The organism is Sphingobacterium paramultivorum (assembly GCF_014109745.1).
In the GTDB taxonomy this organism is placed as follows: domain Bacteria; phylum Bacteroidota; class Bacteroidia; order Sphingobacteriales; family Sphingobacteriaceae; genus Sphingobacterium; species Sphingobacterium paramultivorum.
This window is the reverse complement of record NZ_CP058555.1, coordinates 1,956,435-1,978,700: the sequence shown is the minus strand read 5'-3', so window position 1 is coordinate 1,978,700 and position 22,266 is coordinate 1,956,435. Positions and strand designations below refer to the sequence as shown.

Annotated in this window: 22 protein-coding genes; 9 read left to right on the top strand and 13 right to left on the bottom strand. The window is 37.9% G+C overall.

Annotated elements, in window-relative coordinates; genetic code table 11:
* Positions 1-13: 13 nt before the first annotated feature.
* On the bottom strand, positions 14-1,072 hold the full coding sequence (locus HS960_RS08655) for a metallophosphoesterase (protein ID WP_182332140.1): 1,059 nt from the start codon (positions 1,070-1,072) through the stop codon (positions 14-16).
* Positions 1,073-1,561: 489 nt separating this feature from the next.
* Here HS960_RS08655 and HS960_RS08650 point away from each other — a divergent pair, with 489 nt between their 5' ends.
* Positions 1,562-1,915 (top strand): winged helix-turn-helix transcriptional regulator, encoded by a 354-nt coding sequence (locus HS960_RS08650; RefSeq protein ID WP_046676278.1) that lies wholly within the window; start codon positions 1,562-1,564, stop codon positions 1,913-1,915.
* Positions 1,916-1,993: 78 nt separating this feature from the next.
* Here HS960_RS08650 and HS960_RS08645 read toward each other — a convergent pair whose 3' ends face one another.
* From HS960_RS08645 to HS960_RS08635, 3 genes are all read right to left on the bottom strand, one after another.
* Entirely contained in the window at positions 1,994-3,184 is a 1,191-nt protein-coding gene (locus tag HS960_RS08645) for a hypothetical protein (protein ID WP_159726842.1), read from the bottom strand.
* A gap of 94 nt (positions 3,185-3,278) precedes the next feature.
* The gene (locus HS960_RS08640; protein ID WP_182332139.1) at positions 3,279-4,460 is read right to left on the bottom strand and encodes a glycosyltransferase; all 1,182 of its coding nucleotides are present in this window, start codon (positions 4,458-4,460) and stop codon (positions 3,279-3,281) included.
* Between the two features lie 298 nt (positions 4,461-4,758).
* Positions 4,759-5,235: a hypothetical protein gene (locus HS960_RS08635; RefSeq protein ID WP_182332137.1), complete on the bottom strand. Its 477-nt coding sequence runs from the start codon at positions 5,233-5,235 to the stop codon at positions 4,759-4,761.
* Positions 5,236-5,464: 229 nt separating this feature from the next.
* Here HS960_RS08635 and xth point away from each other — a divergent pair, with 229 nt between their 5' ends.
* Together xth and HS960_RS08625 are read left to right on the top strand one after the other, a co-directional pair.
* On the top strand, positions 5,465-6,250 hold the full coding sequence (gene xth, locus HS960_RS08630) for an exodeoxyribonuclease III (RefSeq protein ID WP_182332135.1): 786 nt from the start codon (positions 5,465-5,467) through the stop codon (positions 6,248-6,250).
* The gene (locus tag HS960_RS08625) at positions 6,243-6,710 is read left to right on the top strand and encodes an NUDIX domain-containing protein (RefSeq protein WP_182332133.1); all 468 of its coding nucleotides are present in this window, start codon (positions 6,243-6,245) and stop codon (positions 6,708-6,710) included. Before xth ends, HS960_RS08625 begins: the two co-directional genes overlap by 8 nt.
* A gap of 34 nt (positions 6,711-6,744) precedes the next feature.
* On the opposite strand, the gene HS960_RS08620 is transcribed toward HS960_RS08625, so the two are convergent.
* Positions 6,745-7,155 (bottom strand): DUF6157 family protein, encoded by a 411-nt coding sequence (locus HS960_RS08620; RefSeq protein WP_159726832.1) that lies wholly within the window; start codon positions 7,153-7,155, stop codon positions 6,745-6,747.
* 124 nt (positions 7,156-7,279) lie between these two features.
* Positions 7,280-7,750, bottom strand: a complete 471-nt coding sequence (locus tag HS960_RS08615) for a hypothetical protein (protein ID WP_075992526.1) — start codon at positions 7,748-7,750, stop codon at positions 7,280-7,282.
* Positions 7,751-8,362: 612 nt separating this feature from the next.
* Here HS960_RS08615 and HS960_RS08610 point away from each other — a divergent pair.
* Positions 8,363-10,537, top strand: a complete 2,175-nt coding sequence (locus HS960_RS08610; RefSeq protein ID WP_182332131.1) for an ATP-binding protein — start codon at positions 8,363-8,365, stop codon at positions 10,535-10,537.
* Between the two features lie 16 nt (positions 10,538-10,553).
* On the opposite strand, the gene dapB is transcribed toward HS960_RS08610, so the two are convergent.
* The gene (gene dapB, locus HS960_RS08605) at positions 10,554-11,357 is read right to left on the bottom strand and encodes a 4-hydroxy-tetrahydrodipicolinate reductase (RefSeq protein ID WP_182332129.1); all 804 of its coding nucleotides are present in this window, start codon (positions 11,355-11,357) and stop codon (positions 10,554-10,556) included.
* Positions 11,358-11,515: 158 nt separating this feature from the next.
* Here dapB and HS960_RS08600 point away from each other — a divergent pair, with 158 nt between their 5' ends.
* Positions 11,516-12,595, top strand: a complete 1,080-nt coding sequence (locus tag HS960_RS08600; protein ID WP_182332127.1) for a baeRF3 domain-containing protein — start codon at positions 11,516-11,518, stop codon at positions 12,593-12,595.
* 529 nt (positions 12,596-13,124) lie between these two features.
* Here HS960_RS08600 and HS960_RS08595 read toward each other — a convergent pair.
* Together HS960_RS08595 and HS960_RS08590 are read right to left on the bottom strand one after the other, a co-directional pair.
* Complete coding sequence (locus HS960_RS08595; RefSeq protein ID WP_075992529.1) at positions 13,125-13,361, bottom strand: hypothetical protein; 237 nt, start codon at positions 13,359-13,361, stop codon at positions 13,125-13,127.
* A gap of 206 nt (positions 13,362-13,567) precedes the next feature.
* Positions 13,568-14,287, bottom strand: a complete 720-nt coding sequence (locus HS960_RS08590; RefSeq protein ID WP_182332125.1) for a DUF3575 domain-containing protein — start codon at positions 14,285-14,287, stop codon at positions 13,568-13,570.
* A gap of 206 nt (positions 14,288-14,493) precedes the next feature.
* Here HS960_RS08590 and HS960_RS08585 point away from each other — a divergent pair, with 206 nt between their 5' ends.
* Positions 14,494-14,901, top strand: coding sequence for a putative quinol monooxygenase (locus HS960_RS08585; RefSeq protein WP_182332123.1), 408 nt, complete (start codon positions 14,494-14,496; stop codon positions 14,899-14,901).
* A gap of 108 nt (positions 14,902-15,009) precedes the next feature.
* On the opposite strand, the gene HS960_RS08580 is transcribed toward HS960_RS08585, so the two are convergent.
* Positions 15,010-16,530 (bottom strand): glycoside hydrolase, encoded by a 1,521-nt coding sequence (locus HS960_RS08580; protein ID WP_182332121.1) that lies wholly within the window; start codon positions 16,528-16,530, stop codon positions 15,010-15,012.
* Positions 16,531-17,023: 493 nt separating this feature from the next.
* Entirely contained in the window at positions 17,024-18,376 is a 1,353-nt protein-coding gene (locus HS960_RS08575; protein WP_182332119.1) for a DUF3472 domain-containing protein, read from the bottom strand.
* A 235-nt stretch (positions 18,377-18,611) separates the two neighbouring features.
* Between HS960_RS08575 and HS960_RS08570 the strand changes: the two genes are divergently transcribed.
* Together HS960_RS08570 and HS960_RS08565 are read left to right on the top strand one after the other, a co-directional pair.
* A complete protein-coding gene (locus tag HS960_RS08570; protein WP_153845944.1) occupies positions 18,612-18,800 on the top strand; it encodes a hypothetical protein in 189 nt (62 codons plus the stop codon).
* Positions 18,801-18,907: 107 nt separating this feature from the next.
* Positions 18,908-19,636: a CPBP family intramembrane glutamic endopeptidase gene (locus HS960_RS08565; protein WP_200845524.1), complete on the top strand. Its 729-nt coding sequence runs from the start codon at positions 18,908-18,910 to the stop codon at positions 19,634-19,636.
* A gap of 121 nt (positions 19,637-19,757) precedes the next feature.
* Here HS960_RS08565 and HS960_RS08560 read toward each other — a convergent pair whose 3' ends face one another.
* Positions 19,758-20,174 (bottom strand): Cif family virulence factor, encoded by a 417-nt coding sequence (locus HS960_RS08560; protein ID WP_153845945.1) that lies wholly within the window; start codon positions 20,172-20,174, stop codon positions 19,758-19,760.
* A gap of 76 nt (positions 20,175-20,250) precedes the next feature.
* Complete coding sequence (locus HS960_RS08555; protein WP_153845946.1) at positions 20,251-20,823, bottom strand: Crp/Fnr family transcriptional regulator; 573 nt, start codon at positions 20,821-20,823, stop codon at positions 20,251-20,253.
* Positions 20,824-21,626: 803 nt separating this feature from the next.
* Here HS960_RS08555 and HS960_RS08550 point away from each other — a divergent pair.
* On the top strand, positions 21,627-22,211 hold the full coding sequence (locus HS960_RS08550; RefSeq protein ID WP_159726824.1) for a helix-turn-helix transcriptional regulator: 585 nt from the start codon (positions 21,627-21,629) through the stop codon (positions 22,209-22,211).
* Positions 22,212-22,266: the final 55 nt, after the last annotated feature.

The following is a 22,266-nucleotide window of genomic DNA, read 5'->3' as shown; positions in this document are numbered from 1 at the left end:
CAGTATTAATGCTTTAACCTTTACTCTTCAGATGAAATATGGTGATTTCCGGTAGTATCCCAACTCGGCTTGGATAATCCAGATAACCGAATCCAACATTTACGTACAGTGCCTGATGCTTTTCACGGTACAGGCCGGCCCATTCACGGTAAGCATATTTCACTGGACTCCACTGATAATTCGGGTGGTTATAACCGAATTGTCCCCCATGTGTGTGTCCACTGAAAGTGACGTCGATTGTGGGATATTTGGGTATTATCTCCGCGCGCCAATGGGAGGGATCGTGTGAAAGCATTAAGTTGATGGGCGAAGATTTATCTACTTTAGACATGGCCAAATCGATATTCCCATAATTTTTGGGATTATTTGCCCCCCAATTTTCGACGCCTATAATGGTAATCTTTTCGTTATTCAGTATCAGTTCTTTCGATTCATTGAGAAGTAGTTGCCAGCCTAGTTGTTGATGAATGGATTTGAGATTTGAAAGATTTTGTTCCTTGGTCAAGTTCATTTGATCAAAGAAATGATATCTGTTAAAATGATAATCTCCATAATCGTGGTTTCCAAGTATAGAGAATGTTCCTAATGGAGCCTTCACTTTATCAAATATGGATAAATAATCCTCCATTTCGGTCGCAAAATCATTGATTAGATCCCCTGTAAAAAAGATGATGTCAGGCTTCTGTGCTAATAAGAGGTCGATCCCTTTTTTTACAGCAATTGAATTAAATAGACTACCTGCATGTATATCGGAAATTTGCGCTATAGTAATTCCTTCAAATGATTTCGGTAAATTAGGTAAGATTAAATCGAGGTGGTTGACCTGGTACTTATATAAATTGAAGGCAAATCCACGTGTAAGTGCAACGATAGGGACACTAGCTAGCAGGAGGCCGCTTTTGACTATAAAATCTGATCTTTTTATAGGGGGTAAATTTCCAGCCTGTTTTGGCGAAGATTTATTTTTTTTAAAACATTTGTTGATTATTTTGAACGTATATACAATAGTATCAATACCGATAAAGAAAAGACAGATTATCTTACCAAATAGCAACGAAAGCGGAAAAAACACGAAACAGGCAGATTCAAAACTAGTCCATTTAAAAAATAAATTAAGGAATATGCACAGATAGGAAAGTATACTGACAGACCACCAGACTATGTTTAGCAGCTTTGGGTTAGATTTCCAAGTTGACAATGTCCGAATTCTTAAGAAGATTAAAAGATCTAAAAAAATGAATAGCATTAAAATTTTTAGATAGGCATAAAACTGTTGGAGCATATTCGAAGTCTAACTAATTTGGATCAGGCATATTTGGAATAAATAATTGGATTACAAAACCTAAAATAGGTGTTTTTTTTCGTAATCATAATTTCAGTATTAAATTATTTTCATAGATAAAGACTATTACGCTTTGGAGCCTATAACCTTATATTGCTTTGTGTCATAATATTGCTTTGTGTCATATTATTGACGAATGTGGTGTCACAGATGTAAGGTAGAAGTTTTAAATTTGTCCCTATTTGCAACGAATTGTACGCTATTAAGAAATTTTAAATCATGGGAAAACGAAAAGAAAATTCGACAAATAGGATTAATGAACAGTATATTATTGAATGTGATTTAGCATATGCTGTATGCAAAATCGGCGGCCGATGGAAGCTGCTGATACTTGCTAAATTGCAGCATGGAAAGTTGCGGTTTGGTGAAATTAAACAATTGATTACAGGGATTACCGATCGCATGCTCACCTTGCAGCTCAAAGAATTGGAAAAGCAAGGACTTGTTAAAAGGATTGCTTATGCAGAAGTGCCCCCCCGAGTGGAATATCAATTGACTGAAATTGCGGCAGAACTTATCCCTATTTGGTGTCAGTTGGAAAAATGGGGCGCCAAGCATAAAATGATAACGTAACGACAACGTTGTTTCCTGTAATTTTTTTATCAATACCTAAATCAAAAAAGATTATTATGGGCGCAATGGAAATTTACACTATGATTGTCTCTTAAAGATTTTTATTTCAGAAAATCGACCTTGTTTTAGATCCCAGGTATATTCGAAGGCAATGGAATAGCCTACAGATCTAATTTTCCACACCTGGTCTTTTTCATGGCCAACTATATAGTGCAAGAATCCCGACATTGCATTTTTTCCAATTTCTTCAATATCTTGATTAAAGGGGATAATGCTATTTGAAAATGAAAATAGCTGCTGTGCAGCTTCATCGGGTTGCAGCATATTGTTTTTTAAAGTTTGTGTCAATTGTATATTTTCATCGGAAGATAAATGTAATTCCTGCCAGTTCGCATCCAAATCGTTGCCTTTTTCTATATCCTTGAGTATTTCATTTTGAACTTTTATAAAACGGAGCTGATTTTTTAGGTAAAACGCCGATAATCGCTTATCAATAGTATCTTGCCAGTCTTGAGGACTGACTTGCTTTATACCTGTTGATAGATAGCTATTCCAGCGTATTTCATCCATTTCTTGATAGATTTTCTCTAATTCATTGGCTGTCTTCTGAATTACGAACGGGAACTGAAGTCGCAAATATTCCGCTTTATTGGGCAGCGTATATTCCGAATTATGGATAACCATAGTTTGTAGATCCAGGTTAAACCTAAGCATATAAAGCCTATTTACTAACCAAATTTGCCAAATATCCTCTTTTAATTGTTTAGCGAATACTTGATTTCCAAAGATATAAGCTATTGTAGATTCGTTTGTTCCTGTGTTCGATTGCTGATAAATCACAGGTTGAATAATTCCACTGATAAGTCGGCCTATTTCAAGAGGTCGATAACACTGTAGCAGGGTTACTGTCGTGAATTGTGGGGTTCCCAACATTTTTGATAGTTCCGCAGGAGGCTCGCTATCAAAAATAAATGTATTAAGTACTGATGGCGGAGCCTGTATTTTTTTAAAATATTTTTTGCGCAATCGTGTTAAGTCAGCATGCTCTTTATGAGCATACGCAACGATTGGGTTAAATAGTGCATTTTGTTGTTCTTTCGTTAAGGTAGAATCCGTTATTTTGCTTCCGATTTCAGTAATAAATTTCAAAAATTCTTTTTGCGTCCTTTCCTTTTGATCCCTCAGTTCGCGATCAAAAATCTGGCCCGTACAAGTGAGCGCCATCAATAATAAAAGAACTGTTGACAGCGCTATTTTCGAATATATCATGTGATGATGGATTTTATCTTAATGTTAGCGTACAAAGATCGTCTTTTTACTTAACATGCATATCATATAAAATGTTTATGCTTTTTCTATCATTTTACGCTTCCCTCTTTAGATCCATTGCAATATATTGTTCATAATCAATTAAAGATCTTACTGGAGTTGCTAGCCCTTGTAGAAGCTCCAGATACATTTTTGCCACATTTCCCCAAACTGTTTGTTCACCATAACTACGCGCTTTGAAACGATGCCAGGCTAGTAATCGATGTGATTGGTACAGCATTTTAATATTATCACGCATTGCGGCGATATCGTTGAATGGACTTAGGATACCACGTTCGTCTTTCAATAAATCTTTTGCATGCCAATATGGTGTCGAAATAACAGCTGCACCTGCACCTACAGCAAAAGATAAGGTCCCACTGCTGATTTGCTGTTCGTGTGGATAAGGAGACAGATAAATATCACAGGCTGTTAAATACTCCTTAAGCTCCTCATCCGTTAAGAATTTATCGATAAAAACAACCTTGTCCTGTAAACCAAGCTGATCGACTAAATTTTGGAGTTCAAAACGGTAAGATTCCCCTTCATGGGCCAGAACATTCGGATGTGTTTTTCCGATGATCAGGTATTTAAACCCTGGGAGCTCAACTTCCGACAAGGATTGAATGGCATATTCCAGTCCTTTACTTCTTCCGATGAGACCAAAAGTCATCATTACAAAATTGTGTTGAAGGTTTAATCTGTATTTGGCGAGTCCCTGATTGTAATCAAAATGTGGTACGCCATGTGGTATCACTTTAATCTTATCTGTATGGGTAGAGTCGAATTGCTCCTCTAATAATTCGATGCCTTTGGGAGACAAACTAACAACTGCCTGAGATTTCTTCAACAACAGCTCGGTGATTTCCTTCTGCTGCAATGATGGGGTTTGAAGAATGGTATGGAACACGGTTAGCAGGGGAATCTTTAGGTTGTTGGCAATTTGTGTTATGAAAATGCCATCGGCTCCTCCAAATATTCCAAATTCATGCTGAATAATGCAATAATCATATTCTTCATTAATAATACGGGTTGCCTGATGATAACTATCTAGTCGATCCCGGTATATGACAAATCGTATCGATTGGTCAAAATCTTCCGAACCGAGTTTAGATACAGCGACGATATCGATTTGAACATTCGGATCGAGCTCCATTCCCTGCTTGAGATCTTTGGTAAATATTGCTAGCCCACATTCTTGTGGAGGGCAAGTACTAATGATTGCTATTTTTTTCATATGACTTAATCCTCCTTTACAGCATTTTGTACGTCCTCAATTGGAAGATCTAGAATCGCCATTAACAATAAATAATAGCCCTTCTCTAGACCCATTTTTTCAGCTTTTTTATCGATATTTTCCATATTCAGTACTTTGTTTGAGTTTAAATTCTTTTGCTATAGTTGGATCAAAAGTTATACCCAAAGGACGTTGAAAAGCTTTAACCGTAGTTTTTGAAAGGAAATAACGTAGCTTAAGTGAGATGGTCCCGAAAAAAACAGGTCGATTACGTATTTATAGCGCTAAAGAACCTGATTTATTTTTCGACCTTCTCTTTTTTGCTTCGAGGGACAGGTGGTTTTACGCCAACTGCAGTGGTGGAACTTTTACTTTGAACATCTTTTACCTTAGGAGACTTACTTTCGATATCGTTGTGGTCTGTATCCGTTTGTTTGGCAACTGGCTTTTTTGTTGTATCAGCATTTCTATTTGCTGTACTTTTGGCGGGTACTGTGATTTTTTCTGCAGTATCATTTAGCGTAGGATCAACGGCCAGCTGATCAAGATCTTTCTTGGAGGAAGCCTTAGTCTTACTATCGGTCTTTTTAAGTTCTCGATGGTTTAATTTCTTAATTTTCTTCTTTTTGATACCCTTGCTTAATAATTTAGCTGCTTTTTCTATGCGAGAGTTGAGTTTTTTGTCACTTAAATAATCTTTTAGGTACGGTAGTGAATCTTTTAGGTTAATGACAATGTCATTTCGAAAGACTTTTTTAGAGGATGTTTTTGCCATGATCTAATGCTTTATATATATGGTTACATAAATATAATATTAATTTAATGTTATTTAACCTATTTGTGAATGATTTTAACGTGAATAGCGCCATTGGCCTGCAGGCAGGTGGAATAAAGGCCCCCCTGCAGACTGGACTTGTTAAATTATGCTATTAAATTTTTCTGAGCAGTTCTCAAACAATTGAAAAGCTTCTTTGGTTGTCTATTTTAGTTAGAAGGACAATTTCATGAAAATAGCCACCTATAATATTAATGGCATCAACGCACGTCTTCCCGTGTTGTTACGTTGGTTAGCAGAAGAATCGCCTGATGTCGTATGTCTGCAGGAGTTGAAATCTCCGCAAGAACGTTTTCCATTGCAAGAAATTAATGACATCGGATATCATGCGGTTTGGCACGGTCAGAAAAGTTGGAACGGAGTTGCGGTACTTTCCAAATATGAGATCGAAGAAGTAGCTAGAGCTCTTCCAGGCGATCCCGAAGATGTACAAAGCCGTTATTTGGAGGTTATGATCCAGCAAGTCGTGATTTGCTGTCTTTATCTGCCCAATGGCAATCCATTTCCCGGGCCCAAATTTGACTATAAGTTGAAGTGGATCGAGCGCTTAGCAAAGCGGGCCAAAACGCTGCTTAGTATGGATGTTCCAGCGATACTCATTGGGGATTTTAACATTATTCCAACAGAAATGGATACGTATAAACCTGAAAAATATGTCAACGATGCATTGTTTAGAAAGGAGGTGAAGGAGGCTTTCAGTCAACTTCTTGAAGAGGGCTGGGAGGATTCTATTCGTCAGCTTTTTCCAGATCAGCAGGTTTATACGTTCTGGGATTACTTTCGCCAGGCTTACAGTCGAAATGCTGGTTTACGTATAGACCATATCCTATTGAGCCTTTCAATTCAGGATCGTTTAATTGAAGGCGGAATTGATCGCGATGTGCGCGGATGGGAGAAGAGTAGCGATCATGCGCCTACATGGATTCGATTACGAAATATCAGCACGAATGGCTAAGAAGATAAATACCAGTGCGGGATTGTTATTGTATAAATTTCAGGCGTTAGAAATTTATTTTTTCTTAGTACATCCTGGAGGACCCTATTTTACTAAAAAAGATGAAGGCTCGTGGACAATCCCTAAAGGGGAAATCGATTTGAACGAAGATGAACTTGATGCGGCCAAAAGAGAGTTTATTGAAGAGACAGGCTATCTTCCCCTTGGAAATTTTATTGCGCTAAATGCTATTCAACAAAAAGGAGGCAAAATAGTTAGGTGCTGGGCAATTGAAGGAGATATAGATCCTGCTAGACTTGTAAGCAATACCTTTGAAATGGAATGGCCGCCGAAATCAGGGAAAATGCAAACTTATCCTGAAATAGATCGTGGCGATTGGTTTACATTTACGGAAGCCAGGAAGAAAATAAACGAACGACAGATTTCTTTTCTGGAGCAAGTTATTGTTCATGGGAAATGATTGCTTATTTCAACACAAGTTTATTCTGCAAACGCTATCGAGCAGATTTCATTGCTTTAACTTTTGTTGTATTTTCATCCGCTACAAATTTCCGATAAATAGCTGTTTCCATTCCGCATAACGCGACCTTGCCTTCACTATTACTATGAATCCCATACCCATATGTCTTTGTAAGAGGGGAGGCGCGCAGGCATGCTTGTCCTCTAGAGAAAAAAACTGTTCTTGCTTCGGGATATTCGTCTGGCGTTAGGTCCCTTCTTTCCGCATAGACTTGGAAAATAATATCGTCAGATGTATACTGATAAGGTGCTGCGGCGATTAACTCATATTGTCTTTCAGCTACGGTTTTATGGCGTTTTGATGGTGGAATAGTACCCTTAACTACTTTGGTATCTGTAGCAGCTTCAATTAAAGTATTGAAGTAATTTGTCGAATGGGTTTTCATAATTTTTATTTTTCTTTAATCAAAAGGCATGTAATGATAGAAACAAAAATAATAGAATATCTTGCGATCTGATAGTGGATCGCAAGATATCTTATGAATTACTGATTATTGTTGCTGTTCTATATTACAGTGCTGCTTTTATAGCGGCTAGGCAATCGGACTGATATTTCATGATATTATCTTTATCCGAAGCGGAGATTTTTCCTTCAACAAGATTTTTTTCAATCTCATTTTTTATATCCAATATCGATTTTTCTTTGTCCAATGCTTTTTCTGCAGATTCTGCATTGATGCGGTCTACCCAGGTTTTGCCTAGCTTTGTATAAAGCTCTTTAGCTTTATCATTGGAGAGGACTGGGGCAGTCACTGAAGCAATTGCTGCATTGGCCGCGGCTTTATCTGAATAAACGACTGCTTCCGCATCTTTTGTTGCAGCATCTTCTGAGGTTTTCATGGCCTCTTCATTAGCGTCAGCTGCTTTTTCCTCCGCATTTTCCATGTGCTCGGTTGCTTTTTCTTGTGGTGTTTGATTGTTACATGAAACTAGAATTGCTGCAGTCGCTAATGAAGCGAGTAATGTTTTGTTTGAAATCATAATATTATTTATTTAGTGACAATGTTTAAATGACAAGATTTACTGATGAATAGTTTTACTATCCAAAGACTACCATCCCATCTTTGCGTAAATATTACGGAAAATGTGGTTTATACTTGTTTTTCTATAAATAGTTCATTATGAGATTTGTGGCGTTTTGGTTGGGGACTTCTCAATCTATTAGCCAATAATATAAAACCGTATAAAAATTTCGCTGATAGCATATATTCTTTCGAATTCTTTATATGACGTTATTTATACTTTAATTGAGTAATATCCAAGATAATCCAAACAAAGTGGTCAAAAGTATTGTTGATTAAATACAGACTGCTTGTCCGGTCATGAAGAAAGTTTTAAAGCTAGGCACCTTTCCAACCTAGCTTTTTTATTTTTCACCGAAATAACCAATTAATAAGCCTCAATGCCAGCCATTCAGATTCTGAATAATTATTGGACAATCGTTTGATCCGCTTTTCGTAGTTATTTTTTTCTATATTAGCCTTAGATATGACATGTTTGAAGAGGGGTGCTAGATTTTATTATGCGTGGCAAATTATCTCTTTTGAGAATTTCCTATTATTAGTAAATTAAAAGATTAAAAACTAGCAAAATATGCGTCAACTGGAGTGCCACGAAGAAGAAATCCAACTATGCGGTAAGATCCAATATTTCGGTTTCCTTTGTATTTTTGATGAGAGTGGGTGTATTGCCGCAAGTGAAAACCTGTCTGCAGTACTCAATATTCCTATAAACGGAATCTTAGGGAGATCGATCGAGCAGCTACTGCCTTTGATATCGTCCGAACCGGAGTTGAATCTCAAAGAAATTGAAAGACAGATCACAGGGGAGATATTTACACGTTTTGTAGAACGTATCCGTATCAAAAATGTAGATTATTATCTAAGCATTTACCGGTATGATGAGAAAACATATCTTGAAGTCGAGATCTGTAGTGAGAATCAATTAAAAGCGACCCGTTTATTCTATTATGCGAAATACCTTGAAGAGCGTCACGGTAATGCTTGGCAATCATTGACTGTACTGATCCGCCAGATTATTGGTTTTGATCGTGTCATGGTATACCGTTTCGAAGAGGACAATAGCGGACAGGTAATTGCAGAGTCCATTGCAGACGGGATGACCTCATTGATGGGGTACCGTTATCCGGAATTTGATATTCCGGCACAAGCACGCGCGCTGTATGTTAAATTCCCTGCGCGCCATGTAGCAGATATTGAGGCACCGACTATTGCTATACAGGGCCTGGAGGCTCGAGAGGTTGATTTGACACGCTGTAGCCTCAGAGCATTGTCTCCCGTACATTTACAATATCTTAAGAATGCGGGTGCACGTGCCAGTGCCAGTTTTTCTATCGTTATCGAGGGAAGACTCTGGGGACTTGTGGCCTGCCAGAATAGTCTACCTTTGAATGTAGACCTTGGCCAACGCCACTTATGCGCGTTCTTAACCCAGTATGCCATAAATTATTACCTTTCAGAATATCAAAAAGAAAATCTTGTCGCACAGACTATTATGGGCGTTATGGAGCGTGACCTGAAGTCTGAGTTATTGGTAAACAGCGATATTGGAATTGTGCTTGAACGCTTTGCACCACAAATCTTGGAAATAGTAGGGGCAGATGGATTGATGATCAAACATGACCGTGGTTTCAAATCTTGGGGTGAGGTACCGACAGAATCAGAGCAAAGGCAGATTGATCTTTATATAGAAAAACAGGGCGAGAATGACTTATTTTTTACATCAAATTTTGTTTATGATGGTGCTGACTTAGAACAATCGCTCATATTTCCCGGTATTTTACGTATAAATATCCTTCCCAGTAATAAATGGCACATCTATTTGTTCCGTAAAGAGCATGTATACGAAGATGTATGGGCCGGAAAACCCGAAAAAATATATCATTATGATCCCGAAAGGGAAATAGAGTTTCCGTCACCTAGGACATCTTTTGAAGCTTGGCGTGAAACGATGAAAGGCAAGTCCATCAAATGGAAAAATGCCGAGCTTTCTTTTATTGAAAAAGTTGCACAAATAACCCAACAAGCTATTGCGCAACGGGGCGGGGAGATTGCTCAGCTCAATAAGGAGCTCGTAAGATCGAACAATGCCTTAGATACATTTGGCTATACATTGACTCACGATCTTAAAAACCCTCTTTCTTCGATAAAGCTTGCTGCACAGATGATGTTGATGAAAGATGATCTTCCTAAGGATATACTACGCAAAATGGCACTAAATATTATGGATGCTACCGTGCTGATCACTGAGATGATGGATAAGGTGTATCAACTCACACAGTCTAATTATGTAGCCTTCAAAACGGAACTGATCGACCCACGGAACAAAATTCTTAATATTCTCGAAAGTTGCAAGCAACAGTTTGACAGTACAAGTTTGGAATTTGTCTTAGGGGAGACCTGGCCCATTCTCGGGGAAAGAACACTATTATATCAGCTGTTTTTAAATCTGATCGGTAACGCTGTAAAATATAGCAGTAAAAAAGATCAGCCAAGGGTGGAAGTTTATAGCGAAAAACACGGCGATTCAGTTTGCTACTATATCAAGGACAATGGTATCGGCATAGATATTCAGGACGACAGTAATATATTTGATATCTTTAAACGTCTGCCGAATTCGCAGGGCTTTGAAGGATCGGGGATTGGTCTTTCCATTGTCAAACGTATAGCGGATCGTCTTGATGCGAAAGTTACTGTAGAAAGCGAGCTCAGCGTGGGTACAACATTCTGTGTTAAATTTAGAGGTTGATAGATAATGATGTAATTTACAAATCCATTATGGTATCCAAACCACGTTTTAATCCTTTAAAGGTACCCATTTTGGCAAGGGCAATCTTAATGCCATTCAGATAGGGTGCTACACCAGTTCCAGCTTCATGTTTGATGATTAATTTTTCATCTTCCATACCAAAGATGGTCTCGACACCTAGTACATAACCCGGCAGTCTTATCGCATGCACTTGAATACCATTGATATCACCACCACGAGTCTCTTTGTTTCCGATGGTATCCTTTATGGGAACTTCAATCTTCGGCGTTTTAATTTTGGAAAGACTATAGGCTAATTCTGCGACTGTGCCGCTTGGTGAGTCCACCTTTCTTTGGGATGCATAATCTATAATTTCAAATTGATCGATATATTGAGCAGCAGTCTCCGCAAATTTCTTCAACAAAACAGCGGTAATCGAAAAATTACCGACAGCTAGAACGGATACCGTGCTTTCTTTCGCATGCTCTTCAATTTCTTCATAATCCTGACTTGAGAGCCCTGAAGTCCCAATAAGGACATGCCTACCTTTATCTATCGCATTCAGGATGTTCTTCTTGGCAATAAGTGGACTGGTAAAGTCAATTAAAATATCAAAATCAATATCCCCCATTGCATTTTCTATTGTATCAAATAGGGGAACCGGAGACGTTTTTATCTTTAGAATCTCAGCGAGATTTTCTCCTGCATAAGAGCGTGAAAGCCCGCCAACCAATTTATAGTTTGTATCGTCGATTATATTTTTACTCAATTCTTTACCGACCCAGCCTGTTGCTCCTTCAATAAACACCTTTTTCATCATTGTTTTTTAAACTATTAATAACTATAAATAAGCTGTTTTTGTTTCGATAATCACCTAAATGAAGTAATACTTACTTTCATTTTACACAAACAAGAAGCATATTTAATTTGTTGCTATTAGTAAAGTGTGTTCAATTTTTTAACTATTTGTCTATTATTATGACCGAAAAACAACTTCTACAAATGCTTATCCGAGTTCAGGATGAGTTATGCATTACCATTTCCATCAATACCCATCGCACACATCCTGATAACCTAAGCGACCGAATAAAGATCAAAAATTTTATCGGAGAAGCGATTGATAGACTAACGGATAAGTATGATAAGAGGGTCGTTGCTGGCCTCATCAAACAATTGGAACAGATAGCGCATGAACTTGATATTAATTATAATCTTGAAAGTCTGCATATCTTCGTTTCAGATACAATAGCAGAAGTTTTCAAGTCATCATGGGAGACAAACCAAGAAGGTGTCCATATTAGTAATACATTTGCTGTACGCCCTTTGGTTAAGGAGATTGGCCGCCAAACCAGTTATCTTGTGATGTTGCTTTCGCAAAGCGGTGTTCATCTTTTTCGTGCCTTGAATGGGCGCATTGTTGAGGATATCAGTAGTGAAGAGTTTCCTATTGCCGAAAATCAATTTTACAATACATTTCCCGATAAAAGTAGCGATGCCAAACATCTTGATGACCTCTTAAGGGAATATCTTAATCGGGTGGACAAAGCTCTCCTGCGCTATATTGGGAACAAAAAGAGCGTAACACTCGTGTTTTGCACGGAGGATAATTATAGTAAGCTCTTACAGGTTGCGGATAGACCTTCTATCTATTATGGATATTTACCAATAGATTACAATAACATTGAAACACATCAGTTGGAGAGCCGTGCCTGGAATTTTATGAAACAGGAGTTGGTACGAAAAAATGAAGACTACTTTAAAGAGCTGGAAGCAGCTGTGGGCAAGGGTTTAGTGATCACTGATCTGCAAGAAATTTATCGTGCATGTCAAGACGGCCGTGGGGATATCCTAGTCGTTCAAGAGAGCTTCCATCAAGCCGTAAAGATTCTTTCAGATCAGGATATAGCGATCGTAGACAACCCTATCGGATTAGACACGATCGACGATATTAGCAGTCTATTGGCCCTATTGATCGACGAAAGGGGAGGGCAAACCGTATATGTTCCCCAGATACCGAATGAGGAATTGCAACCTATTGCCCTTAAGATTAGGTACTAGCCGCGGTTAATTGCACAATGGTAATTAAGATAGTTATTATTCATTGCTAGGTTAATTGTTTCGTGCAAACGTAGATTTATTATAGAAAAAACGAACGACTTCGCCCTTTAATTTTCATCGTACTGAATTGCTATTTCGACGAAAAATGAGACAAGACAATCATTTCGGCTCGGAGGCTATTAAACTAGTATTTATATTTGAGGAGTAAATCAGCAATGAAACTTACAATAAATGGCAGCAGCGACGATCGGATGAGTCGCTCAAAGAGCATGTGAAGCTTGAATAATTTTTATGGAAAATGAATTTTAAATGCATCGTTTAGATGAGTGTTCCAATAGTGCATGCTTTATCCCGAAAAAAAATATACCTATTTTATAAAGTAATCGATCAATTTGATTATGCAAAAGCCTCTCGATTTACCAAAAATCAGAGGCTTTGTTTTTAGCCTCAGGTCAAACGTAATCTTGAATAACAAGGCCAATTCTGTGGAACAGGCCTTGTTATTTATATTGTTCAATCTAAGTGAGTTTTAATCATTTCCATGATCTTCTGTCGCAAATGAAAATTTAACTGATTTTTGCGGATAAGCCTCCATACTCTTACGGCTTGTATTTTTGATAATGGTTTTGATACTAACGCGATCGCCCAATTTATAGTAAGTTTCTACGGTCTGATAATCCAGTAGGTAGGGACCACAAAAGTAGTTCCCATTATCATCTTTTTCGATGATTCCCTGATAAAGCCCTGTTCTTGTCTCTTTTGGCATGTTAATTTAATTTGAAGAACAAAGGTAGCAAGAGTATTTGGAGAAATGATATTAAAGATGAAATTAGGGACATTTTATTAAAATCTGGAAAGACGGCTCCCTTAGGCCGCTCTATATATAGTATATGTTTTCGTTCCATAGGGCGCGAATGTAAAAGGGGAAGCGCTTATTGGAATGGATGACATGAAGAGGGTAGGATTTTGTAATTAAAACCGGTAACCTATGGATAAAGCGGTGCGGATACCGGCAAAGGGTCCGCTAGTGCTTAATGTTACACCATCAGCATTTACTTCTTTTTTGATCTTCATGAGATTACTGTCAAATTCATCCAGTTGTCTCTTTACTTCGCGTTGCTCGTCCGCATTTAATGGGGTTTTCCCTTCGAACTTTCCATTGTTGAAGCCATAACTGGGACCGACAATGCGCCAATCTAAATAGATATTTTGTCCAAGCCTCCATTGATTACCGACAGCCACACCGGCGGTAAAAGCATTTAAGGTACCCGATATAGGTACTTCTTTGTGATAATTTGACTCATCAACGGTAATCTTTGTGTGTACACTATAATTGACGTATTTGACAAAGGGTGCGATATAGAATCCCTTTAACACTTCTTTATTATTGATGTAGAAACGTACTTCTGGGGTGATGGAAAAAGCCCCTAATTTAGCTTCACCCAAAATATTATTATCATCGTCAAAAGCAGATTCCCATAGGGATTTAAAGGGTAAGTTGGCATTTGGACGATAACTGATCGTTCCATTGATCGATAGATGCTCATTGAGCGATCTTTCATACTCCATTGCAATATTCCCAACAGATAGAGGCCAAAGATTTAATTTGATAAGATTTGATTTTTCTTGTGCTTTTAATCCAGAGATAGTACATATCCCAAGTGTAAGCACCGCAAGGTAGTGCAATTTCATCGTAGTTTTTCCAAAATTCAGGTAGCAAAGATATTGGAATATATGATTTCAGAGAAATCTAAGACATCGATATTTTGACCTAAATCCGTAAAACTGGTAGATATTTCTGTAATATATATATTGGTGTTATCATCTAGTATAACGAAATTTGTGAAGGGCCTTGATTGCAAAAAATGATCAGGCCCAAAACTTTTAAACTTAATCACATGAAATCATTATTGCCTTTGCCCTTAACGCTAATCATACTTTTCTTATGCGGGGATATTGTTCGTGGACAAGATAAGGAGTCTATGGTACGTATTTCTGAAATTGAGGTTTATGTTGAACACCTCGAAGAATACAAGACCATTTTAAAAGAAGAGGCTGCTGCATCTATGGCGCTCGAAGAAGGTGTTGTTGCGATCTTTCCAATGTTCAAAAAAGATAATCCGACACAGATACGTATCTTGGAAATCTATCGGGACAAGCAAGCCTACCTTGCCCATTTGAAAACAGCACACTTTTTAAAATATAAGTCAACTACACTCCATATGGTGAAATTATTGAAGCTCATTGATATGGACGTATTAGATCCAGAAACTGCAAAACTTATGTTTACAAAAATGAAAGAATAGGTGCGGTGCTGAGAAGGAATTTGACGATCAGTAACATGTAGGATTTAAAGCATATCGGATTTTAAATTATATGCTGAGGGAGCGTACTCCCTCAGTATAATTAACAAATTAAAGTTTGTTGCCTTCTAAAGTACTTATACTTTTAGCAGGTATTGTTAAAGAGTAGACGCCTGAACTATTCGGATTCACAGCGCCGACGTTACCCCAATGACCCGAACTACTTGAAGTGGTTTGGTAATTGTTCAATGCGCCGCTTGCAAAACCTGTAAGGTTGATATCCAATGGAACAGCTGCAGTACCCGTGTTAGTGACAACTAAAACAAACTTACCTGTTTGTGGCTCTTTGTAAGCCGAAATCAATAACCCATTTCCATTTTGAACCGCTACATTGATTCGCATATAACCTGCTTTGATAAATCTGGAATAATGTCCCATCACATCATACGTTTTTGGAAATTCCAAGGAACCATCACTCTTTGTACAAATAAGCGCCTCATTATTTTGAAATGCTAGCATACCTAGCCAAAACACATACGCATTGGCGTTACAATCCGCAAGAAGCTTGTGCATATTAACCGCCAGTTTCAGGCCACCTTCAATGCCATTGTCATAATTGCCGCCATCATCGGAAGCTTCTGTTACCCACATCGGTTTACCTCCAATACTAAAATTCCACATGGAAGGACTCTGGTTAAATCCACGTTGACCAGTGATGATGCCGCTTATCTCTACGTAGCCATGCCCGGCGAGGATGTCGACTTTGCTTCTGTCCATGCCTGAAAGGAAATTATCGGCTGTTCCCCAGGCCGCATTCTCAGAAGATATGATCTTGGTGGATTGAAGGCCCGCACTGTTTAATTCGGGACGGAGGTTGTTGGTAATAAACTGTCCCAGATGTGAAGAGTCCCAATAAGAAGCATCCCAGTCAGAAAAGACATTTTCAGGCTCATTTGACGGAGAAATAGCATTGATTGTAATTCCCTCGTTCTGAAACGATTTTACAAATCCAGTCAGATAGCGAGCAAAAGCTGTTGAAGAAGTATTAAAATTAAGTCCATTAAACCATTTCGCGGAAATACTACTCGTATTGGTCTTCATGTATAATGGCGGAGTCCAAGTACTTGCCATAACGAAGGGAACTTCATAGCGTTCTTTCGCTTTCTTGATGATCCAGACCTGCCCAAGCTGTTCTTTTTCGTCTGCTGTCAAATTCTGATAAGTCGTACTATTGGGATCCAAGTCAATCGAAACTCCTGCCGGTTTAATGGTAACGACCTTGGTCTGTTGGTTAAAAGGGTAGGTATGAAGTACCTTACCACGAAGGATATTCAGTTTCAACCCACTGCCTCCCCATAAATAATCCAGGATACTATCTCTTTTTGCGGATTCAAAGAATGGAACAATCCGACCTCCGAATGCACCAAATCCATCAATCTTTTGATAGGTTTGATCCCAATTCAATGTTGCAATTGTAGCTCCTGCTTGCGCAGATACTGCAGCTTTTTTGTTAAGTTGCGCCTCCGGACTCTCAAGAGTCAATGAATTTTTTTGGCAACTAAAAATAGAAAATGTGGAAACTACGGCCAAAACAGTATAAAGTCTGTTCCAGCGACTGGTTAATTTTAACATAACTTAGTTTTTAAGATTTGTGAATGAATCATTAATTTAATTGTGCTTGGTTTTCCAAGCGGTTCTCATCGTCGTTGTTTTGTTTGCCTCCTTTCTTTAGTTAAAAAAATAAACATTCACCGATTTCCACATTGGTTAGTTTCCGAAAATTAATAATATTTTGGGAGAATTTATTATTACTCCTATTATTTTAATTTTATTTTTTATTGAATTAAAGATAAATACATATTTTTTTAATGATAACTTAATTCTATTCCTTCTTTTCTGCCGAAGATGAAGATTAAGCTTGTCATTGATTATGCATTAAAAACTGAAATCCATCGTCTTTGCTATAAGTCAGATGGTCAGCTATTTATAATAAAGTGTTATTGAAAGGTACGAATTGTTACTGTAAATATGACAAGGTTGAGTTTAAAAGGGACGATACTTCTTCATGAAGTATTGTCCCTTTTAATGGATGTAAATTAAGAATAATTTGCTGTAAATATGCTTGTTAAGGTAGAGTTGTTAAATTTATTGAAGGTGCTGTGCCAGAACCCGGTTGTGTGAACTTCGTTCCTGGATTTACGACGGTATTGAAAAAACCGCCATTTTTCAGGAAGAAGCTATTTCCGGTTGTTCCGCCAATAGCGTCTATACGTTGGTTGTTTGAATAGGTCGCATCAACTGTAAAGGTACTTTCCACGACTTTCAGCCAAGTTCCAGTAGCTGTACGAACCCATTGATTACTATATTCTGCAGAACGGCCAAGGAAGCCGTTGTCGGCATTGAAATTTTCGAGGAAGCTATGAAATCCCGTTAAATAGGTGTTTGTTTTGGGACGTTTCCAGCTTGCAATGAGTATCCAATTGTTGGTCGAAGGATCATTAAACCATGCCGTAAAATCAGTACTTCCATTGTTATCAGGTTCTCCCTTCAATAAAAATTTATAAGTAGTGGCGGCAGTCCAATTATACTTGAGGTAGCTTTGTCCACCAGAACCTTCGCCACCAAACTCACCTGTTGTCGTATTTGTCCCTTTTCTATTTAATGTGATGCGATCCTCTGCTGGTATTTGGGACGGGTTATCGGTGCTATATGGACTCCAAACAGAAAATAGTATTCTGCGCTCTGTCGCTGAATTGACCTGCATACCGAAATATCCTTGGCCGAACCCGTTTGCCATAAAGTAAGAACCTATCTTATCTTCTCCGGCAGGCACTTTCACCTCGCTATAATAATAGGATACTTGCTGATTTGTTGGAATGGTATAACTAAAATGGCAGGATGGGCCCCGTCGCGACCAATAGTAAGTATTATCTACATTATTGTCACTATAAATTACAGTGCCATTTGTTGCCGAACTGTCTAAAATCAAGTGTGATACATCTGCAAAATAACCGCCTGACTTGGTCACACCTTGAAGATCCATTTTTATATATCCCGCCGTATTTAGCGAATAGGTACCGACCGTGTAATCCTGTAATGTTCCACCCTTAAGTTTGATTTGCTTGCTTACACCGTTGATTGTTAACTTCACCGTACTACTATCGCCTGAAGGTAACACTTTAGTCCTTATTTTAACACGTAAAGCGCCCGCTTGGGGGACCTTAGCATAGGTACTGATCACGCTATTGGCATTGGTCCAGTTTGCCAATCCATTGCTATTGATGACTTCTACTGCACCGGAAGGTGCCGAAGTAACAAAAGCATTGCCACCTAAGGGAACTTCGTATCCGCTTAGACCAGGGGATGCGGCCCGTAGTGATAATTTCTCTTCTAAATTTGTTTGTACCTCGCTTTTTTGGCAAGAAAGAAAGCTTGCCAATACTGTACAGAGCAGTAGCGTAATTTTAGGATATCTCATAATTTAAATTTAATTGTTCACCCTAATTTTATAAATACAATTAAATTAAACGAAAACTATGCGATGCAATCGTTTGTGTGAATTGCTTTTGTAACAAAAGGGATACTTTAAGTAATAGTCATTATCCATTTAATGAACTGTCGTTAGGTAAACATTGCAATGCGCAATAGTTTAAATCGTCCCCAATGGTTGGTTTCAAAGAAATGGGCTGAGACCAATTATAAAAATTAAGCCAATGTCCGAAAATAATTTTGCTGAACTTTATAAAACTTGGTCGACGGATCAGTTGTTGTCTGTGGTAGACAATCCCGATCACTATGAGCCTTCTGTGCTTGAAGCTGCCGAGATAGAATTAAAAAGTCGACAGTTGACCACCGAGGAGTTGACGGCAGCAAGATATGTGCTTAAGCAATTTTACTTATGAATGCAAACCTGCTTTCGTCGTTTTTTTGTAAGTTCGCGACTTCAAATTTGTGGACGTTATTAAACAATGAACAGTTGCTGTAGGGACAATAGACTAATAAATAGTGTATGAATATTATTGAAAGCATAAAAAAGACGAATTGGTTGCGTATCGCATTATTTTACGGGTTGCTGATATTGGGAACTTTTGCCATACGAAAGCTTCCTAATATTTTCCAGATGGCTATGAAAGATGTTTTTAGTTTTCCATTGCCTTGGAATATGAATCACGGATTTATTATTCTGATTATCTCAGCATTTTTTTATGCTTTGTCAAAAGTCGTTTCCACCGTTACACTTTTTGGTCCTAATAAAATAAAGTCACTTTTGTTTCCATTCCTTTTATTTGCAGGATATGGTATTTATGGATTCAAAAATAATTACGGTGTCGATGAGCACGTATGGGCATTGTTGTTCTGCCTGTTTACATTGCTGTATGATATCATGGAGGAATTTACTTGGCGGGGCTATTTGAATGATAGTCTAGGAGAAATAAAATGGCCCATTAAAAGTGTGATTACGGGAATATTTTGGGCGATTTGGCATCTTTTAATTTTTGATAATTTTAGCCAATTTGGTGGCTTTGCCGGATTTGTGCTTTTGTGTATTGTCTTTTCGTTTGTATTGACTTTCTCCACCATAAGAACCAATTCAATTATAGCTCCAGCTACTTTACACGCACTGTTGGGGAAGACAAATTTAGTCACCCTGTTATTATTTATACTGTTTATTATTTTATTACTCTTTTGGAATAAGAAATTCAAGGGATCAACCAGCGATGCCGAACTCAAATCGTAGGAAATCGCTGGTGGACCATTGCTGCACGTAGCCGATCAATTTTGAGTATCTGACCATAAGGAGCAGAGGGCACAAACCATAGCGATCTATAAATAAACTGCTGCTTCCTAGGTCATTTAGACTATTCGGACAGTGTATCGGCATGTCGATGCATAAGCTTCCAGCTACCTTGCTCTTTTCTGAAGATTTCGGTGATTCTGAGATTGAAAATCACCACGGTATCTTGCCCTTTTATGTTGACGGACGAACGTTGTATACCCGTCCAATAGGCTAGTGTATCACTTGCATCTTGATGGATCACTTCAAATTTGTTTTGTGCACCCGGAAGGAAATTGGAAGCTCCTTTTTGGTTAAAATCATTGACCTGTAATAGCCCAGAAATGTATATTCCATTGGGCGGAAAAATTGTTGCAGGCTCATTTGAGACAGAAATATCTTTTAGGGAATCAAAATGACCCTCCACAAAATCTGTTGAGGCTTTTAAACGGATAGCCATAAATTTTTCGAAATCCAAGAGTGCATTATTAGCTGTTTTCATATCTTTTATCTTTGTTTAATTGATACAAAGTTCCCAAAATGAAATTATTCTAACCCGTGACTATCGTCACATAATATCAAGAGTTTAGCCTTCTCCTACGAATTCTGCTTAAGGTTTCTCGAGCTACTCCCAAAAAGGAAGCCAATTGAGAAAGTGGCACACGTTGTAGGATTTCAGGATATTTGCGTTCTAGATAAGACAGGCGTTCAGCAGCCGAATAGAGTTTAAATAGATTGGCAAACTCTTCCTGGCGTGAAGCAAACTGCCTGATACAATGCCGTCCCAACCGCTCTATTTCTATAGCCTGTGCAGCAAGTTCAAATAGTGTCGACTTATCAAAAATAATGGTCCTTAAGTCCTCACAGGCTACGATGTTAAATTCGGATTTTTGCCCACTGCCAAAACTTTGAATATTGGTAGCGATGTCGTTTTCAAAGAAAAATCCTGTGTTTTTGACAGTTCCATCAATAACATAATAACTTCTACAATAGCCTTTGTCGATAAAAAAGAGCGAATTGCAAACTTTACCCTGTTTCAGCAGTAAATCATTTTTTTTGAAGTTACGCAATGTCAATGCTGGCTGCAGCAAGTGCCAGCTATCCGTCGAAAAGTCAACCAGTGCGTGAATGTAATTGCGAAGATTGTCCATGGTCAAAATTAAAAAAAAAATTGAGTGCGCCTAAAGCCAATTTTTCTACTGTCGAAATTTTGGGAACTATTTTTTGAAGAGTTGTAATTATTTACTTAATGGCTAAGGTTTTCTTAGTGAGCTGTTTGTAGCGCTTCGGCTACAGGTTTTTTGAATATCGATTTTAACTTATTGTTTAACTTTTTTTTGAACTACATTTATGATACCTATTCCGTCGAAACCTACACCTTAGTGTATCTTCTTCGCTGGATATCGATGTTATTAACGTAAAGAATATGCTTTTATCTGTAGTTGCTGTTTTGGTATTTTTATTGAATGTTACGCTTGTTTTCCTCAGTATTCGACGAGAAAATACATTATTTCAGAGACACCTTATGATTATTCTCTCATTGGGTTTGTTTCAGATTCTGTTCGGATTTTTATGCAACCACTTGTTTCCTGAGTGGCTATATCTTTTGCTGATCTTTCCTAATGGATTATTGTATGGACCCGCTTTGGCACTATTAGTTCATGATCTCATTGCCGGATCTACGGTATTTGGTTTGTGGAAGCATATGTTCCCTTTTTTTGGAGCCATGCTTATCTTTGTATTGCTATGCAGCAATTTTACCCTTCGATACCAGTATAACCTCGACTATTCCATCTTTCTTAATTTTTTATCTTACATCCATCTACTAGGGTACATGGTTTGGTTGTGGTTTGAAATGCGGAAAAACGATTTTTTAAAATTTAACCTTAAAAGAATAATCTTTTTTGCTAGTATAATTGTTTTTGTTTTTTTGTCCTCTTTTTTGATCTTTAGAATGGCCTATTTTGATGTTAATTTTAATATTCATCGGGGATTCAGTATAGGCTTATATGTGATCTTCCTGTCAGCAATCAAGTTTGTTGTGCCTCCAGATGCAAAGTTAATACAAACAGAAGCCTTTAATGCAAGTAAAATTTCTGTAATTCCACAACAGATACTCAAGCTCGATATAGTGCGGCAGTTGGAAAAACAGAAAGGCAAACTTTCTCTTCCTCCAATGAGTGCAGAAAAACAGCTAGAATATAGAAAAGCCATTGACTATTTTATACAAACCTTAGCATATTTGGATAGCGATCTCAATAAGGAAAGCTTCTGCCAGCAAGTGGGTATTCCTGTACATCAGGTAGGGGCTTTTCTCAAAGATGAGTATGATAAAGGGCTGAATGGATTTATCAATCAATTGCGACTAAGCTATGCAGCCAAACAGCTGCGCTCACAGGAACTCGTCTACACCATCAGCGATCTGGCTTTTGTTTGTGGTTTTAATTCTAGGGCTTCTTTTTATCGCAATTTCCAAACTGAATTTGGTTGTTCTCCCCATCAATATCGCTTAGGTTGTCTTTCAATGGTATGTGGATAAATTTGAATTGTCTCAATTTGTGGGGGCAATTTTATTTTTTCACAAAAGAAATGTT

Bases quoted from the DNA above. Each gene is read 5' to 3' on its own strand.
- HS960_RS08650 (WP_046676278.1), top strand. From the start codon at position 1,562: ATGGGAAAACGAAAAGAAAATTCGACAAATAGGATTAATGAACAGTAT.
- HS960_RS08645 (WP_159726842.1), bottom strand. From the start codon at position 3,184: ATGATATATTCGAAAATAGCGCTGTCAACAGTTCTTTTATTATTGATG.
- HS960_RS08640 (WP_182332139.1), bottom strand. From the start codon at position 4,460: ATGAAAAAAATAGCAATCATTAGTACTTGCCCTCCACAAGAATGTGGG.
- HS960_RS08635 (WP_182332137.1), bottom strand. From the start codon at position 5,235: ATGGCAAAAACATCCTCTAAAAAAGTCTTTCGAAATGACATTGTCATT.
- xth (WP_182332135.1), top strand. From the start codon at position 5,465: ATGAAAATAGCCACCTATAATATTAATGGCATCAACGCACGTCTTCCC.
- HS960_RS08625 (WP_182332133.1), top strand. From the start codon at position 6,243: ATGGCTAAGAAGATAAATACCAGTGCGGGATTGTTATTGTATAAATTT.
- HS960_RS08620 (WP_159726832.1), bottom strand. From the start codon at position 7,155: ATGAAAACCCATTCGACAAATTACTTCAATACTTTAATTGAAGCTGCT.
- HS960_RS08615 (WP_075992526.1), bottom strand. From the start codon at position 7,750: ATGATTTCAAACAAAACATTACTCGCTTCATTAGCGACTGCAGCAATT.
- HS960_RS08610 (WP_182332131.1), top strand. From the start codon at position 8,363: ATGCGTCAACTGGAGTGCCACGAAGAAGAAATCCAACTATGCGGTAAG.
- dapB (WP_182332129.1), bottom strand. From the start codon at position 11,357: ATGATGAAAAAGGTGTTTATTGAAGGAGCAACAGGCTGGGTCGGTAAA.
- HS960_RS08600 (WP_182332127.1), top strand. From the start codon at position 11,516: ATGACCGAAAAACAACTTCTACAAATGCTTATCCGAGTTCAGGATGAG.
- HS960_RS08595 (WP_075992529.1), bottom strand. From the start codon at position 13,361: ATGCCAAAAGAGACAAGAACAGGGCTTTATCAGGGAATCATCGAAAAA.
- HS960_RS08590 (WP_182332125.1), bottom strand. From the start codon at position 14,287: ATGAAATTGCACTACCTTGCGGTGCTTACACTTGGGATATGTACTATC.
- HS960_RS08585 (WP_182332123.1), top strand. From the start codon at position 14,494: ATGAAATCATTATTGCCTTTGCCCTTAACGCTAATCATACTTTTCTTA.
- HS960_RS08580 (WP_182332121.1), bottom strand. From the start codon at position 16,530: ATGTTAAAATTAACCAGTCGCTGGAACAGACTTTATACTGTTTTGGCC.
- HS960_RS08575 (WP_182332119.1), bottom strand. From the start codon at position 18,376: ATGAGATATCCTAAAATTACGCTACTGCTCTGTACAGTATTGGCAAGC.
- HS960_RS08570 (WP_153845944.1), top strand. From the start codon at position 18,612: ATGTCCGAAAATAATTTTGCTGAACTTTATAAAACTTGGTCGACGGAT.
- HS960_RS08565 (WP_200845524.1), top strand. From the start codon at position 18,908: ATGAATATTATTGAAAGCATAAAAAAGACGAATTGGTTGCGTATCGCA.
- HS960_RS08560 (WP_153845945.1), bottom strand. From the start codon at position 20,174: ATGAAAACAGCTAATAATGCACTCTTGGATTTCGAAAAATTTATGGCT.
- HS960_RS08555 (WP_153845946.1), bottom strand. From the start codon at position 20,823: ATGGACAATCTTCGCAATTACATTCACGCACTGGTTGACTTTTCGACG.
- HS960_RS08550 (WP_159726824.1), top strand. From the start codon at position 21,627: ATGGCCTATTTTGATGTTAATTTTAATATTCATCGGGGATTCAGTATA.